This window comes from Rhodanobacter sp. PCA2, from assembly GCF_013620825.1.
Taxonomy (GTDB): Bacteria; Pseudomonadota; Gammaproteobacteria; order Xanthomonadales; family Rhodanobacteraceae; genus Rhodanobacter_A.
On record NZ_NJIC01000051.1, the window covers coordinates 12,026 to 27,423 of the forward strand.

General features: G+C 67.2%; 9 protein-coding genes. 2 read left to right on the forward strand and 7 right to left on the reverse strand.

Annotation, left to right across the window (positions count from 1 at the left end):
• Positions 1-30 precede the first annotated feature (30 nt).
• Positions 31-1,422 (forward strand): sugar porter family MFS transporter, encoded by a 1,392-nt coding sequence (locus PCA_RS15930; protein ID WP_181303599.1) that lies wholly within the window; start codon positions 31-33, stop codon positions 1,420-1,422.
• A gap of 2 nt (positions 1,423-1,424) precedes the next feature.
• Positions 1,425-2,501, forward strand: coding sequence for a glycoside hydrolase family 43 protein (locus PCA_RS15935; RefSeq protein WP_181303600.1), 1,077 nt, complete (start codon positions 1,425-1,427; stop codon positions 2,499-2,501).
• Positions 2,502-2,677: 176 nt separating this feature from the next.
• On the opposite strand, the gene PCA_RS15940 is transcribed toward PCA_RS15935, so the two are convergent.
• The 7 genes from PCA_RS15940 to PCA_RS15970 all read right to left on the reverse strand — a co-directional run bounded on the left by PCA_RS15940 (position 2,678) and on the right by PCA_RS15970 (position 15,328).
• Entirely contained in the window at positions 2,678-4,828 is a 2,151-nt protein-coding gene (locus tag PCA_RS15940) for a hypothetical protein (RefSeq protein ID WP_181303601.1), read from the reverse strand.
• Positions 4,829-5,129: 301 nt separating this feature from the next.
• Positions 5,130-6,431, reverse strand: a complete 1,302-nt coding sequence (locus tag PCA_RS15945; RefSeq protein ID WP_181303602.1) for an SGNH/GDSL hydrolase family protein — start codon at positions 6,429-6,431, stop codon at positions 5,130-5,132.
• Between the two features lie 193 nt (positions 6,432-6,624).
• Positions 6,625-7,686, reverse strand: coding sequence for a glycoside hydrolase family 43 protein (locus PCA_RS15950; RefSeq protein WP_181303603.1), 1,062 nt, complete (start codon positions 7,684-7,686; stop codon positions 6,625-6,627).
• Positions 7,687-7,770: 84 nt separating this feature from the next.
• Complete coding sequence (locus PCA_RS15955) at positions 7,771-10,638, reverse strand: TonB-dependent receptor (RefSeq protein ID WP_181303604.1); 2,868 nt, start codon at positions 10,636-10,638, stop codon at positions 7,771-7,773.
• 413 nt (positions 10,639-11,051) lie between these two features.
• Positions 11,052-12,812 (reverse strand): sulfatase-like hydrolase/transferase, encoded by a 1,761-nt coding sequence (locus PCA_RS15960; protein WP_181303605.1) that lies wholly within the window; start codon positions 12,810-12,812, stop codon positions 11,052-11,054.
• A 121-nt stretch (positions 12,813-12,933) separates the two neighbouring features.
• On the reverse strand, positions 12,934-14,097 hold the full coding sequence (locus tag PCA_RS15965) for a cellulase family glycosylhydrolase (protein ID WP_181303606.1): 1,164 nt from the start codon (positions 14,095-14,097) through the stop codon (positions 12,934-12,936).
• A gap of 82 nt (positions 14,098-14,179) precedes the next feature.
• Positions 14,180-15,328 carry an aldose epimerase family protein gene (locus tag PCA_RS15970; RefSeq protein ID WP_181303607.1) on the reverse strand — a complete coding sequence of 383 codons (1,149 nt, stop codon included), beginning with the start codon at positions 15,326-15,328 and terminating at the stop codon, positions 14,180-14,182.
• Positions 15,329-15,398 lie beyond the last annotated feature (70 nt).

The following is a 15,398-nucleotide window of genomic DNA, read 5'->3' on the forward strand; positions in this document are numbered from 1 at the left end:
CCGCCTGCAGGCATCCATCGGGGAGACCACATGAGCGCAACCACCGCACCACCCGCCAACACGCACGGCAAGGCTGCCGCGATCTTCGTCTGCGTACTCGCCGCGCTCGCCGGCCTGATGTTCGGCCTCGACATCGGCGTGATCTCCGGCGCACAGCAGTTCCTGCAGAAAGACTTCGGCATCAGCGACGACACCCTGGGCTGGATCGTCAGCATCATGATGTTCGGTGCCGCGCTGGGCGCGCTCGTCGCCGGCTGGCTGTCCAGCCAGCTGGGCCGCAAGCGCACGATGATCCTCGGTGCCGTACTGTTCGTCGGCGGCTCCGTGGTGTGCGGCATGGCGCCGACGCCGGAGGTGTTGCTGGTGGGTCGCCTCGTGCTGGGCATCGCCATCGGCCTTGCGAGCTTCACCGCCCCGCTGTACCTCGCCGAGGTCGCGCCGGAATCGATCCGCGGCGCGATGATCTCGATGTACCAGCTGATGATCACCATCGGCATCCTGGTTGCTTTCCTCTCCGACACCGCGCTCAGCTACACGGGCAACTGGCGCTGGATGCTGGGCGTGATCGCGATCCCCGGCGCACTGTTCCTGCTCGGCGTGGCCTTCCTGCCGGAAAGCCCGCGCTGGCTGATGATGAAGGGCCGCGACCCGGAGGCCGAGCAGGTGCTGCAGCGGCTGCTAGGCAACCGCGACGCCATCTCCCGCGAAATGGGCGAGATCCGCGAACAGCTGAAGACGCCGCAGCGCGGCGTGCACATGTTCTTCCAGAACTCGAATTTCCGCCGTTCGGTGGGCCTGGGCATGCTGCTGCAGGTGATGCAGCAGCTCACCGGCATGAACGTGGTGATGTATTACGCGCCGCGCATCTTCCAGGGCATGGGCTACGACACCGAGTCGCAGATGTGGTTTACCGCGATCGTGGGCCTGGTCAACGTGCTCGCCACCTTCATCGCCATCGGCCTGGTGGACAAGCTGGGCCGCAAGCCCATCCTCTACGCCGGCTTCGTGGTGATGGCGATCGGCCTCGGCGTGGTCGGCACCATGATGCGCCTGGGCATCCACACGCACGGCGAGCAGTTCTTCACCGTGGGCATGCTGCTGGTGTTCATCGTGGGCTTCGCAATGTCGGCCGGTCCGCTGATCTGGACGCTGTGCTCGGAGATCCAGCCGCTCAAGGGCCGCGACTTCGGCATCGGCTGTTCCACCTTCACCAACTGGGTGGCCAACTCGCTGGTCGGCCTCTCCTTCCTGCCGCTGCTCAACAGCATCGGCCAGGCCGAGACGTTCTGGCTGTACGCCGCGTTCAACGTGGTGTTCATCGGCCTCACCATCTGGCTGGTGCCGGAGACCAAGGGCGTCACGCTGGAGCAGATCGAGCGCAACCTGATGGCCGGCAAGGCGCTGCGGCGGATCGGCCAGTAGGCATGCGCATCGCCTGCGGCCCCGCGTCCGGATCGCGCACCACGACTGGACGCGGGCGCCGCACTGTCCTCGCGGCATGGGCGCTCGCCTGCCTCGCCGCCCTGCCCGGCCACGCGCGGGCCGGCGAGACCTTCCGCAATCCCCTGCTGCCCTCGGGCGCGGACCCGTGGGTGGCGCAGCGCGACGGCGTCTACTACTACACGAGCACCCTGGGCGACCGCATCGCGCTGTGGAAGACGCGCGACATCGGCCGCCTGGACAAGGCGCCGGTCACCGTGGTCTGGCGCGCGCCGGCCAGCGGGCCGGAATCGACCTCGGTGTGGGCGCCCGAGCTGCACTTCATCGCGGGCAAGTGGTACCTGTACTACACCGCTGCGGACAAGGCGCACGACGACGACGCGCATCGCCACGTGTTCGTGCTGGAGAACGCCTCGGCCGATCCCACGCAGGGCCAGTGGGTGTCGCGCGGCATGCTGAAGACCGCCCGCAACGGCATCGACGGCACCGTGTTCGAACTGCGCGGCAAGCTGTACTTCGTGTATTCCGCCTACGTCGGCGACCGCAGCGACCTGGTCATCGCGCCGATGACCAACCCCTGGACGCTGGGCCAGCCGGAAGTGGACATCGCCCAGCCCACCTACGCGTGGGAGATGCAGGGCGGACGCAAGATCCTCGAGGGGCCGGAATTCCTCGAAGGCCCCACCGGCAGGCTGTTCCTCAGCTACTCGGCCAGCGCCTGCTGGTCCGACCACTACGCGCTGGGCCTGCTGGGCGCGGCGCCGGATGCCGATCCGCTCGATCCCGCCGCGTGGCACAAGTCGCCCACGCCGGTGTTTGCCCAGTCGCCCGCCAACGGCGTCTATGCGCCGGGCCACAACGGCTTTTTCGAGTCGCCGGACGGCACGCAGACCTGGATCATCTACCACGCCAACGGCGGCCCCGGCTGGAAGTGCGGTACGCGCCGCTCGCCGCGCATCCAGCAGGTGCATTGGCGCTCGGACGGTACGCCCGATTTCGGCGTGCCGGCGAAGGCCGGCGAAGCGCTGGCCGTGCCGTCGGGACAGACGGCCACGCCTTGATCCCTCGTTGACGAAACCGGACGCGGCACAGGCCGCGCCCGGTCGCTTTCTTCATTCCGCTGCGCGACCCCGGCAAGCCGGATGCGGCGGCGCGAGCTTCAACGATGATGCGGACCGGCGAGCGCGTTCCCGATGTTTCGGTTGCGCTGCTCGCCGACCTGCATCGACACGATCGCTTACTGCTGGTCCTGATCCTGATCCCGCTCATGGTCGCGGTAGCTGCGACCGCGATGGTCGTCGCTCGCCGCCACCGGCGTGCCGCTGTAGTTGAACAGCAGGTTCGAACCGCCCGTGCCCATCGTCCACAGGTCCATGAAGTCGCCCGTGCTGGACCACAGCACGCGCGGTTCGCTGTTGCCGCCGACGCCCAGCGAAACGGCCGTGGCGCCCGGGTACGGACCAAACCCGCTGTTGTTGATCAGCGTGGAGGCGATGCTGTTCATGGTCCACAGGTTGATGTGCCCGTCGGTGGCCGACCACAGCACGCGGATCTGGTTGTCCGGTCCGCTGGCGAGCGCCAGTGCGCGGGTGCCGAGGAAGGGCCCGTACTGGTAGTTGCTGAGCGTGGTGGCGTTGTCCGCCGACTGGGTCCACACGGCGATCGCGCCGTTGTCGTTGTTCCACAGCAAGCGCGGGTTGTTGTCGCTGCCGACGGCCAGGCTCGCCGCGGTCCAGCCCTGGAAGCCGGGGAAGTACTTCGACGTCGCGACATTCTGGCCGTTGGCGTCCAGGGTCCACAGCGCTGCCGGACCGTCCACGCCCGACCAGAGGACATGGATGAGACCGTCGGGACCGGCGGCGATGGCACGCCCGATGGTGCCGACAGGCGCCCCGTATTGATGGACCTGTTCGACGTAGCCGCCATCACGCGAGACGACGCCGATCACCGCCGAGCCGTCGGCTCCATCCCACAGCAGGCGCGGCTTGTTGTCGGCGCCGACCGCGAGGCCCGCTACCGTCCAGCCCGCCTTGAGGTTGAAGCTGGCGCTGTGCACGAGCGAGCTGCCGTCCGGCGTGAGCACCCACAGCGCGATGTGGTTGTCGGCGTACTTCCACAACACCCACGGCCGGCTGTCGGGACCGACTGCGACGGCCACCACCGTGGCGTCCTGGGCGGCCGGGGCGACATGCCCGCGTGCATGGACCACCTCGCAGACGTTGGGCGCGATCCAGCGCGGCGACAGCGCCACGATCTGGTTGTCCTGCCCCGTCCAGGCGAGCCCGGGCTTGTAGTTGTTGCAGTCGGGGTAGAGCGTCGGCGAGGGGTTCAGGCCCATCGGCGCCGGGGCGCGGCTCCACGGGCCGGTGCCGTTCGCGGTGTTCATGAGCAGCACGTTGCCGGTGGCCGGCGTCTGGCCGCCGTTCTGGTCGAAATAGGCCTTCGCGGCCAGCACCAGCGCACCATCCGGATACTTGCGGCTCGGCGGTATGGCGATGAGTTCCGGCGTCGCGCCGAGGTAGTGTCCGTCCGCGGTGGCCACCAGGGTGCCGAGGTCGCTCTCGTCGCCCCAGTTCGCGCCGTCGTCGGAGAACTTCATGTGCACCTGGCTGGCCGTCTCGCCGACCATCTCGAAGGCCATCGCGTAGCGGCCGTTCGCCATGCGCACCACGGCCGGCATGCCGGGACGCATGTGGTGGTCGGGCACGCCGACGTCGGCGACCTCGGGGCCCCAGGTCTTGCCGCCGTCGGTCGAGGTGACGTGGCCGATGATCTGGCTGTAGCCGGAAACGTTCCGGCGCTCGTCGGAGAAATAGCAGTCCAGATTGCCGTTGGCATCGACCTGCATGTAGGGCTCCCAGATGCCGTGCCCGGAGCCGCCGCCGCTGACGCACGAGCTGAGGTAGGTCCAGCTGCGGCCGTGGTCGGTGCTCTTGTAGACCTCCATGTCCTGCGCGGCGACGTTCGGCGCCTCGAAGTTGCCGACCAGCAGGATGGTGCCCGGCTTGAGCCCCTGCGGGCCGCCGATCTGGCGCGGTATTTCAAGCAGCATCGGCTGCTGCGAGAACTTCCAGCCGTGCACCGTGTCGGTCACGACGGACAGCGGCTGCCTGGACCAGGTGGCCCCGGAATCGGTGCTGCGGTAGATCGGGAAACCGGTCGGCTGGCCGGTGCCGTCGGTGACGGCGAAGGTGTTGCCGTCGTCGAAGCTGGCGAGCATGGTGCCGTTGTGATCGCCGCTGTGCTGCAGCGTGATCGCTCGCGGCGAGGATGCGCTTGCGTTCGGGTACGCGGACAGGTTCGGCGTGTACAGGACCGATGGCACGGCCGCGTGCAGCGGCGCAGCGGCCGCCACGCCGAGACCGGCAGCGGCCAGTACCGAAAGCATGCAGCGGGTGTTTGCTTGGAATCGTCGACTGACTGGGTACGTCATGGGGTATCCCTCGATCGTGGTGCGATGCCATTCACGGACACTGCGGCGCCTGCGCGACGCTCGCCCGCGGGTTGATGAACTCGTCACGCCGTGCAAGCGCCGCATGCAGCGGCGCACCGGGGCGCAAACCGCGCGCGTCCCCCGCATGCGGCCCCGGCATTCCTGGTTGAAATGAATCAGTGGCAGGCGCGAATGCACGCCCCGCGGCTCAGGCATGCCGCATGGGCCTGCCCCGGGTTGCCGCCGTTCCCGTGCCTCACTGCCTGCAGCCGAACCACGACAGCGGCACGGCCGCCGCCATCGCGGCATAACCCTTGTCGTTCGGGTGGATGTGGTCGTCGCTGTCGAAATCCGCACGGATGCGCGCCGGGTGCGCGGGATCGCGCACCACCGCGTCGAAATCGACCACGCCGTCGAAACCCGCGTGGTGGCGAATCCAGTCGTTCACCTGCCGACGTGCGCGTTCGCCCGCTTCGGAGTACGCGTTCTGCGTGCCCTCGAAGGGCAGGATCGTGGCGCCGTAGACGCGCAGCCTGGCGGCATGCGCCTTCGCGATGACTTCCTGCTGCGCGGCGATCACGTTGGCCGCGACCGTGCGGTCGTCCAGCGTCCTGCCCTGCGGGCGCAGCGCGGAGGTGGTTTCGCCGATGTCGTTGACGCCACCCAGCAGCAGCACGTAGCGCACGCCGGCCTGGCCCAGCACGTCGCGCCCGAAGCGCGTCGCCATGTCTTCGCCGGGGCCGTAGCCGCCGTTGCGGCCGGACATCTCGTTGCCGTCGATGCCGGTGTTCACCACGCCGACGCGGCAGGCCGGGCGCTGTTCGCGCAGGCGCCGCGCGAGCTGTTCCGGATAGCCGCTCGCCGTGCCCGGCGTGGAACGGTAGCCATTGGTGATGGAATCGCCGAGCGTCACCAGCACGGGCAGCGGCGTGTCGGCCTGCACGTCGACGCCGGAGAGCCACAGCGTGTCGCCGGTCTTCGCGGCCACCGGCATCGCCGCCTTCGCGGTGTAGTTGCCCGGCGTGGAAATCAGGTTGTCGTGCACCGCGTCCTGGTGCCAGGTGCTCGGCATCGCCGTACCGGCCACGTACAGGCTGATGCCCAGCGTGTCGCCGCCCTGCACCGCGAGGTCGAGCGGATCGCTGTAGCGCACCGCGCCGGGCGGCACCACCACGTCGGCGCGCCCGTCGAAGCGCAAGGCGTGCAGGCTGGCGGGATCCAGTTGCCCTGCCGCGCCGTCCGCCACGGTCCTGCCCACGCTCGCCGCGTCGATGCGCAGCGGCTGCCTGCCGAAGGTGTTGGAGAGGCGAACGCGGATGCGCGAGCCGCCCGCGCTCAGCAGCGCCATCTGCCGCAGCGTCTGTCCGTTCAATGTCGGCGTCGTGAGCGTCGCCGGCCTTATCGCGCTGGGCGGCAGCGGCGACTGCATCATCGCGGTCGCCCACACCGTGCTCCATTGGCTGCGGTCATGCGTGCGCGCCGCGCCCGGCTGCAGCGCTGCAGCCAGCACCAGCGCCGCCACCGCCACGTACCGCCTGATCGAACCCGTGTCCATCATGCTGTCTTCGCCTCGCTGGAGTCCCCGTGATCAGCGGAAAAAAAACGTGGCGGTGGCGTCGGGGAGGGGCACCACCGCCACCGGCGCTCAAGTAATGAAGCGCACATCCGGATGGCCGCGGCGATCGCCGCGACCGGCATCGGGCAACGCAACGCGGCGCGCTGCCGCGATCGACCCGTGCATGCAGGGCGTCTCAAGGTTCATGGGTCTGCGCCTGGTCGCCCGACGGCAACGGCAATGCGACACCCGCCTCCACCGGCACGCCCAGCACCGGCGCGCCCGCGGCGTCGAAATGCATGGGTTGCATGCGGATGTCGCGGCAGCGGTAGGCCGGCTGGCAATCCAGCCGCTCGATGGCGTGGTACAGGTTCCACCATTGGCGGCCGTCCGGCGACGGCGCGAACACCACCGAGCCCGGACCGTAGACCGTGCCGTGGTGGTCGAAGATGGGGCCGGACTTGCGCCACGCCGATGCATCCAGCGGCGAGGCGCCCGGAGCGAGTGCAAGCAGGCCGACGGCGTAGTCGTTCGGAATCCAGCTCGCGCTGCCGGAATAGGTGATGTAGGTATGGCCCGCGCGAGTGTAGCCCACCGGCCCTTCCTGGATCGGCTTGCCGCGCGTTTCCCACGGCTCGGTCGGCGTGGAGATCGCCACGGTGGGCGCGGCCACGTGCAGCGGATCGCGCATTTGCGCTAGGCAGATGCGCTGCGGGAAGCGCGAGTCGGCGTGGTCGGTGCACGACCAGGTGAGGTAGAGCTTGCCGTCGGCTGCGGTGAAGACGTCCGGATCGATCGCCCAGTGCCCGCTGGCTTCGGCCAGCGCGCCGTGTGGATGCCCGGTATCCGCTTCCGCATAGGGGCCTTCGGGACGATCCGCCACCAGCACGTAGAGCCGGTGATGGTCGTTGTCGCCGTCGTCGGCCGCGTAGTAGACGTACCAGCGGCCGTCGATGTGATGCAGCTCCGGCGCCCAGATGTCGCGGGCGTTCGGCGCCTTGTCGTCAGTGTGGTTCCAGATGCCGGTCCATGGCGCATGCGCGAGCCCGGCGAGGCTGCGCGAATGCTTGATGCAAACGTCCGCCACGCCGCATTGCGAGGCGGAGTAGTAGTAAACCCCGTCGACCCGCGTGATCCACGGGTCGCCGCCCGCGAACAGCGGATTGCGGAAGCTGGTCGCGGCAGGCGCCGCCCCCGACGACAGGGACAGCACCCAGGCCGCGAGCACGGGCACGGCACTTCGAAAGTGTCGCAACACGATGTCCTCCTCGACGGTCCCGCCACGCCGCGCCCGCCGGGAAACCGGCGTGACGGGCGCAGCGGGCAACCCGGACGCTGCCGGTCAGAGCTTCACGCGCACGCCCATGCCCACGGAGCTGTCCTGGTAGCGCAGGTCCTGCGGCAGCGCCTGCCCCGGTCCCGCATAGGAGTGGAACTTGGCGTGCGTGAGGTTGGTGGCGTTCAGCACCACCGCCACGTTCTTGTTGATGTCGTAGCTCAGCGCCAGGTCCAGCATGTTCGCCGGCTTGTCGTACATCTGCGCGTTGCCGCCGATCAGGTTGGACGCCGCCAGGAAGAATTCCGGGAAGCGGCTGCGGTAGTTGTACGCGAGGCGCGCCGAGAATCCGTACTTCTCGTACATCAGCACGAGGTTGTAGTTGTCCTTCGACACGTTCTGGAACGAGGTGGTGATGAAACCGGTGCCGTTGATCGCGGGCGTCTTCAGGCTGCTGTTGATGTGGGTGTAGTTCGCCTGCACGCCGAAGCCGTCCCACGGGCCGGGCAGGAAGGTGAAGAACTGCTGGTAGGCCAGCTCGACGCCGTCCAGGTGGCCCGCGCCCGCGCTCTGCGGACCGGAGATCAGGTAGTTGATGCCGCCGATGTTCTGCTCGAACGTGTAGTTTTCGATGTAGCCGGTGATGTCGTGGTAGAACACGCCGCCGGTCAGCGAGCCGGACTTGCTGAAGTACCACTCCAGCGTCGCGTCGTAGCTGTTCGACTTGGTCGGCTTCAGGTAGGCATTGCCGCCGCCGCCGCTGGCGATGGTGTTCGCGGTGGGCGGGCTCAGCGTGAGCGAGGGGTTGAGCTGGCCGAAGTCCGGGTACTGGATGGTCTTGCCGGCCGACAGGCGCATCTGCAGCGAGTCGGTGAAGTGCAGGTTGAACGTGGCGTTCGGCAGCACGTGGTTTTCGTCGGTGTTCAACGTGATCGGCGAGTACACCGCGCTGGAGCTGTCGTAGGTGTAGGCGTTGAGGTTGCGCTTCACCTTCTCCAGCCGCACGCCGAACACGCCGTCGAACGGCAGCCCGAACAGCTCGTTGCCGTAGTTCATCTGGGCGTAGCCCGAGTAGGTCTTTTCGCCGATGTTGAAGTAATGCCCCTGCTGCGCCGGAAGCTTGCCGGACCCAAGCCCGTAATAGGCGCGGATGGCGTTCTGGTTGTTCATCAGGTAGTCGTAGCAGCCGGTGAGCGCGCCGTCGGGCACGGCCGGCATGGTGGGGATGTTGCAGAAGTACGAGGAGCCGAACACCGCGACCGCCTGGTTGGCCGGGTTGGGCTGGCCGTTCGGCAGGTAGGCGCCGCCGGGCGGGCCCATGCCCAGCTGCGCGCCGGACGCCTTCACCGTGGTGTCGGAGTAGCGCAGGCCGAAGTCCAGCGAGCTGAAGAAGCTGCCGTTGATGTCGAAGTTGCCGTCGCCGCGCCAGGCGGTCTGGTTGGCCTTGTTGTTGTTCCAGGCCTGGAACAGGCCGTTGAGGTAGAACTGCGACGGATTCAGCTGCGGGTTGCCGGCGAAGCCGAAGTTGTTCGGCGCCTTGTAGTTGAAGGTCAACGGGTTGCTGTACGCGTCCATCAGCGTATCGACCACGAAGTTGTCGTTCTCGAAGCTGGAGCCGTTCAGGCTCAAATCGCTGGACAGGGTGAGGCGGCCGCTGTGCCACTTCACGCCCAGTGCGTTCTGGCTGTTGTGCCCCCAGTCCCGGTGCGCCTGGGTGCTGGTGAAGCCGTAGAAGTTGCCGGTGAACTGGGCGCTGCTCAGCGGGCACACGGTCTGCCCGAAGTAGGGCGAGCCGGCCAGGCCGATCGGGAAGCAGCCGCCGCCGGTGGTGTATTGCGACAGCGTGCCCACGCCGACCGGCACCGTGCCATAGAACGGCTGGCTGTACTTCTCGGAAATCCAGGTGTAGATGCCTTCCAGATAGACTTCGGTGCTGTCGTTCGGCTTCCACTGCAGGGCGTAGTTCGCCTCGGGCCGCTGGCGGTAGCCGACGTTGTAGTTCGCGCCGTAGGAGTTGTTGCCCACCAGCAGGTTGCCGTTGCTGGTGCGCACGGGCTGGCCGCCGGGGTTGGTGAGCACCCGGGTCAGGTTGTTGTCCACGAACGCGACGTTGTAGTCGTAGTGCATCGTGGTGAGGCCGGTGTTCAGCAGCGCGCCGAACTCGCCGATGTCCGTGCTCCAGCGGTCGCTGAGCAGGAAGCTTCCGGTGGGATCGGTGCTGCCGCCGTACTTCTGGTGCGTGCCGGTCATCGTCGCGGCGATCTTGAAGCCGTCGAAGTCGAACGGGCGGAACGTGCGCACGTTGACCGTGCCGGCGATGCCGCCGGTGATCATGCTGGCTTCGGTGGTCTTGTAGACGTCCAGGCCGCTCACCGCGGTCGCCGGCAGGTCCTGGAACGAGAAGCCGCGGCCGCCCGCGTTGAAGAGCTGGCGCCCGTTCAACGTGGTCACCACGTTGGGCAGGCCGCGCACCACCACGCTCGAGGTCTCGCCGGTGAAGCCCTGCGCCACCTGCACGCCGGTGACGCGCTGCAGCGCGTCGGCCACCGTGTTGTCGGGCAGCTTGCCGATGTCCTCGGCCACCACCGAGTCGACCACCATGCGGGAGTTCTGCTTGATCGACTGCGCGCTCTCCAGGCTGCTGCGCAGCGGCGACACGTTCACCGTGGACAAGGTGATCGCGTTGGCCTGCTTTGCCTCGTCTTCGCGACGCTTGCGGGCTTCCGTCGAGGTGTCCGAACCGCTGGCGGCGGTCTGTGGCGTGGTCTGCGCCGCGGCGTCGGCAGCGCTTGCCGTGGCCGCGGCGGCATCCGTGCTCCGGGCTGCGGCCGTCGCCGCGGGGGCGGCATCGCTCGCATGCGCAGGGAACAGGCAGCCAGCGATCGCGCTGGCCAGCAGCGTCGTCGTGCAGGTAACCAGAATCGGGTGCTTCATGGATGTCTCCCCAAGTTTTGCCGTGCTTGTGACGGTTGGAAAGGACGCGGTCATCGCCCCGTGGCCCGGGCATTCACCCGGTCCGGCACTCCCTTGCCGCGCCCTTCGAAGGATCGCCAGCCATCCCGGAATCACGCTGGAAGCCGGCGGGCAACAATAGTCCGACAATTTCTATTTGTCATACTATATGACTAACGATGCAACACTTGCGCCGGCTTGTCATGCTGCAGCGCACCGTATGATTCGACGCAATTTTCTGCGCGATTCCCAAATGAAAACGCCTGCTTTTCGGACGTTTTCATTCCCTTTCGCAAGGCCTGCAAATGGGCAATACCCGCTGGTATGTGCATGCCTCGGAACCCGGCCAGACCCTGCCTGGTTTACGCGGGAACGAGCGATGAAAAGAAAGACGGCTAGGGCACGAAAGCCACCGGATGCCGCTCGCCTCGCCGGTGCGGGGCGTACCAGTTGTGCGGGGTGGCCCACTTCGTCCGGTACTTCTCGAATTGCACTTCGCTGTTCGCCTGCGGACCAGTGGGAAGACTGTCCGTGTTCCTGATCGTCCACATCGCCAGTTCCGCCATCAGCGCAGCCTGTTCCGCCGCGAAGCGCGGATCGCCGAACAGGTTTTCCAGTTCGTCCGGATCCTTTTCCAGATCGTGGAACTGGCCGTAACCCATCATGTCGAAGACGAGCTTCCATTTGCCCATCCTGACCATGCGCTGGCAGCCGCTCTGCGTGACTCCGTTCAATTCGTCCCAGCCGGTTTTCCCGGTGCGGGCGATGGAAACCGGCATCCTGTCCTCGCGCTCGTAATACAGGCCGCCGAGACCCGCTTCCGCATAGATGCTGCGGAATTCGGCCGCGGGATAGTCTTCGCCGCGAATGAGCGGAAGCAGGCTGCGCCCCTGCACGCCGCGCGGAATCGGCGCTCCCATGATTTCGCATATCGTCGGCATCACGTCGGCGAGCGAAACGAAATTGTTCTCGCCCACGCTTTTCTCCGCGTGGAAGCCGGGGCCGCACCAGAACATGGGGACGTGGATCAGGGTCTCCGGCATGCCCACGCCTTTCCGGGCGAGTCCGTATTTCATCAGGTAATCGCCGTGGTCCGATATCCGGGCGATCACGGTGTTGTCCAGCAGGCCCTTCTCCTTCAAATGATCGACAAGGCGGCCCACCTGGTCGTCGATCATGCGCAGCGAGCCGAGGTAATTCGAGAGATAGCGGCTCCAGAGTTTGTTCGTCGCCGGGAACCCGTCGATCTCCAGGTCGTGCAGCCATTCGGCGCGATAGCCCAGCCTCTTGAGATCGCCCAGACCGGCGCGCGGCTCCGGGATGCTTGCCGGCGGGAACATGTCCCAGTAGGGCGCCGGCACCTGTTCGGGATCGTGCGGATCGGGGAACGACACTTCCAGGAAGAACGGCTGCGCCCCCGCCTGATCGATGAAGTCGATGGCGTCGGTCACGATGCGATGGGAAAACTGCGCCTCCACCGGAAACGGCGTGGGCGTGGTCGACACGTTGAACTCGAGCGCATCGAGCCAGCGCTCGTACGCATCCAGCATCTTCCTGTCGCCGTTCGTCCTGTCGCCGCGGGTATGGTTGTAGATCCGCCAGAAATCGACTTTCTCCGGCCCGAGGTAGGTGTGGTTCTTGCCGACCAGGCCGGTCCTGTAGCCGCACGATGCCGCCACGTCGTAGATGTCGCGCTCGAAGAACACGGCGTCGCTCATGTAGTTCGAGCGCACCCGGTGCGCGCTCGGCCAGCGCCCGGTGAAGATCGAGGTCCGGCTCGGCATGCATGCAGGCATCGTGCAGTAGGCCTTCGTGAAATCCACGCCTTCGGAGGCCAGCCGATCCATGATCGGCATCGTGTCGAACGGATATCCGTAGCGCTTCGACAGCCCCGCCGTGTTCTGGTCGTCCATCAGCAGGATGACGTTGGGGCGGCGCGCCTGGCCGGCGCCGGACGCCTCGCCCGCCGCCATCGACGCAGCGCCCGCCCTGGCGACGCCCGCGCCAGCGGCAACCGCGGCTACGGCCGCACCTGCGGAGGTCAGCCGCAGAAAGTCGCGGCGATTCATTTTCCCGGCCTGGCCTTGATCGTTCATTCGACTCTCCAAGATGCACTGAAGATTTCTGGAACCCGGTGATCCGTTGACTCGCTTCAAGATCGCCGTCGAGCCATCGGCGCTTCGCGCATCCCTTCAAAGCGAAACGCCCGGCTTGCCGGGCGTTTCGCTTTCCATGCATGGGGCCACCCGTGCGGAAAAGGCCCGCTGTGCACCAGCCTCAGAGGCCCAGCGCAGTCGCCGGCACCACGCCCCTGGGCGAGTGGGTGAGCGCGCGGATGATCTGCGCCTCGCGCTCGCGGTAGGGCTTGCCGTCGGCATGCAGCAGGTCGTGGAACCACAGCGTCGGCTGCTGCAGCGTGTAGGGGCGCTGCCAGGAATCCCACGGCAGGATGGTCTGCGACTTGCCGCTCACGAAGCCCCAGTTGACCATGCCCACGTCGAGCTTCTTGGCCAGCGGCATCACGCCGTCGATGGTGGAGCCGGCGCCGCGCGCCATGTACTCGGTGCAGATCAGCGGCCGCCCGTAGGGCTTCAGCTGCTCCACGCGCTTGAGGAAATCCTCGGGCCAGCCGTAGTTGTGGAAAGTGATGATGTCGGACTTCTCGACCTGGGTGCGCTCGATGGCGTCCAGATGTCCCGACGGACTCCAGTCCGGGTGATCCCACAGGCCGCTGGTGAGCGGCTGGCTCGGGTGCATGCCGCGCGCCCAGTCGAACACCTGCGGCAGCAGTTCGGCCACGCGCTCGAACTTGTCCTTCGGCTCGCGCGCGTCGTAGTCGCCGCCGCCGGGATTGTTCGGCTCGTTCCACATGTCCCAGGCGAGGATGCGGTCGTCCTTGGCGAAGCTGCCCACGATGTCCTTCACGTACTGCTCGAAGCGCGGGTACTGGCTGCGGTCGCTCATCGCCACGCCCGGCGACTGCACCCAGCCGGAGTTGTGCACGCCGGGAATCGGCGGATGCTGGGGACCGAGCACGGGCTCCGGGTCCCAGCAGGAATCGAACAGCACGAAGATCGGCTTGATGTGGTGCTTCGCCGCGATCGTCAGGAACTGGTCGATGCGCTGCTTGAAGCCCGCCGCGTCCTGCTTCCACAGCAGGTCGTGCAGGAACACGCGCATGGTGTTCATGCCCAGCGACTGCGCCCAGCCCAGCTCCTCGTCGATGCGCTTCGGATCGAAGGTGGCGGCCTGCCACATCTCCAGCTCGTTGATGGCGTCGGAGGGGACGTAGTTGCTGCCGGCCGGCCACGGCTGCTTCGCGTACCAGGCGTTCGCCTGGGCTTTCGACCAGCGGGCGGGAACCGCCGAATCGGCGCGCGCCGGGCTGGCCGTGACGGCCATGGCCAAGGCGAGCAGCAGACAGGACAATGCGTGTTTCATGGAACCTCCCGTGACGGCGGCCAGGCTGGCCGCCCGTGGGGCCCGCCAGCAGCGACGGGCCGGACTACTGTGCCGCCATGCCTCAGTGCGCCGCGTCGTGCTCGACCGAGAAGCGGTAGACGATGTGGTTGCGGTAGGTCTGTCCCGGCGCCAGGCGCCCGGAGCCGAACGCCGGATGGTTGGGCGTATCCGGGAACTGCTGCGGCTCCAGCACGAAGGCATCGCCCTGGCGGTAGACGCGCCCCGACGTGCCCGTGCTGGTGCCGTCGAGGAAGTTGCCCGAATAGAACTGCAGGCCGGGCTGCGCGGAATACAAGGTCAGCACGCGACCACTGTGCGGGTCCGCCACCTTGGCCACCATGCGCGGCTGCGCCGCCCCGGTGCGGCTGATCACCCAGTTCATGTCGTAGCCTCGGCCGAGCAGCAGTTGTGCTTCCTTGCCGTCGCGGATGTCCTGGCCGATCGGCTTGCCCGCGCGGAAGTCGTAGACGGTGCCGGCCACCGGACGGAACTCGCCGGTGGGAATCAGCGTGGCGTCCACCGGGGTGATGCTGTCGCCGGGAATGGTGAGGATGTCGTGGTAGATCGTGCCGGAGCCTTCGCCGCCCAGGTTCCAGTAGGTGTGGTTGCTGAGGTTGACGATGGTGGGCTTGTCGGTGGTCGCGCTGTAGTCGATGTCCAGCTCGTGATCGGCCTTCAGCGTGTAGGTGGCCGTGGCGGTGAGCGTGCCCGGGAAACCCTGGTCGCCGTCGGGGCTCACGTATTGCAGCGTGACGCTGGGCTCGGGGCCCTTCACCACTTTCACGACGCTCCACACCACCTTGTCGAAACCCTTCACGCCGCCGTGCAGGGCGTTCGGGCCGTCGTTGAGGGTGAGCTGGTAGCTCTTGCCGTCCAGCGCGAAACGCCCGTGCCCGATGCGGTTGGCGTAACGCCCCACGGTGGAGCCGAAGTACTGCGGCTTGGCCAGGTAATCCTGCAGGTTCGGATAGGCCAGCACCACGTCGGCCAGCTTGCCGTGGCGATCCGGCAGCATCAGCGACTGCAGGCTGGCGCCGAGGCTGATCACCCGCGCGGTGAAGCCGTGGCCGTCGTCCAGCGTCACCACCTCGACCTTCTGTCCATCCGGCATGCTGCCGAAGGTGGCGCGCGTGGCGTCGCTCGCCTGCGCCAGCGGAGCTGCGGCCAGCAGCGACATCAGGAGGACGTTTGCGGCGAGGCTTCGGTTCATGGTGATTCCTGCCCTGGGCATGGGTGGGTGACTGAAACAGACATGAACGAGAACATATAATAAGACAATT

Coding starts and splice junctions, on each gene's coding strand:
- PCA_RS15965 (WP_181303606.1), bottom strand. CDS start 14,097: ATGAAACACGCATTGTCCTGTCTGCTGCTCGCCTTGGCCATGGCCGTC.
- PCA_RS15930 (WP_181303599.1), top strand. CDS start 31: ATGAGCGCAACCACCGCACCACCCGCCAACACGCACGGCAAGGCTGCC.
- PCA_RS15970 (WP_181303607.1), bottom strand. CDS start 15,328: ATGAACCGAAGCCTCGCCGCAAACGTCCTCCTGATGTCGCTGCTGGCC.
- PCA_RS15945 (WP_181303602.1), bottom strand. CDS start 6,431: ATGATGGACACGGGTTCGATCAGGCGGTACGTGGCGGTGGCGGCGCTG.
- PCA_RS15955 (WP_181303604.1), bottom strand. CDS start 10,638: ATGAAGCACCCGATTCTGGTTACCTGCACGACGACGCTGCTGGCCAGC.
- PCA_RS15935 (WP_181303600.1), top strand. CDS start 1,425: ATGCGCATCGCCTGCGGCCCCGCGTCCGGATCGCGCACCACGACTGGA.
- PCA_RS15940 (WP_181303601.1), bottom strand. CDS start 4,828: ATGCTTTCGGTACTGGCCGCTGCCGGTCTCGGCGTGGCGGCCGCTGCG.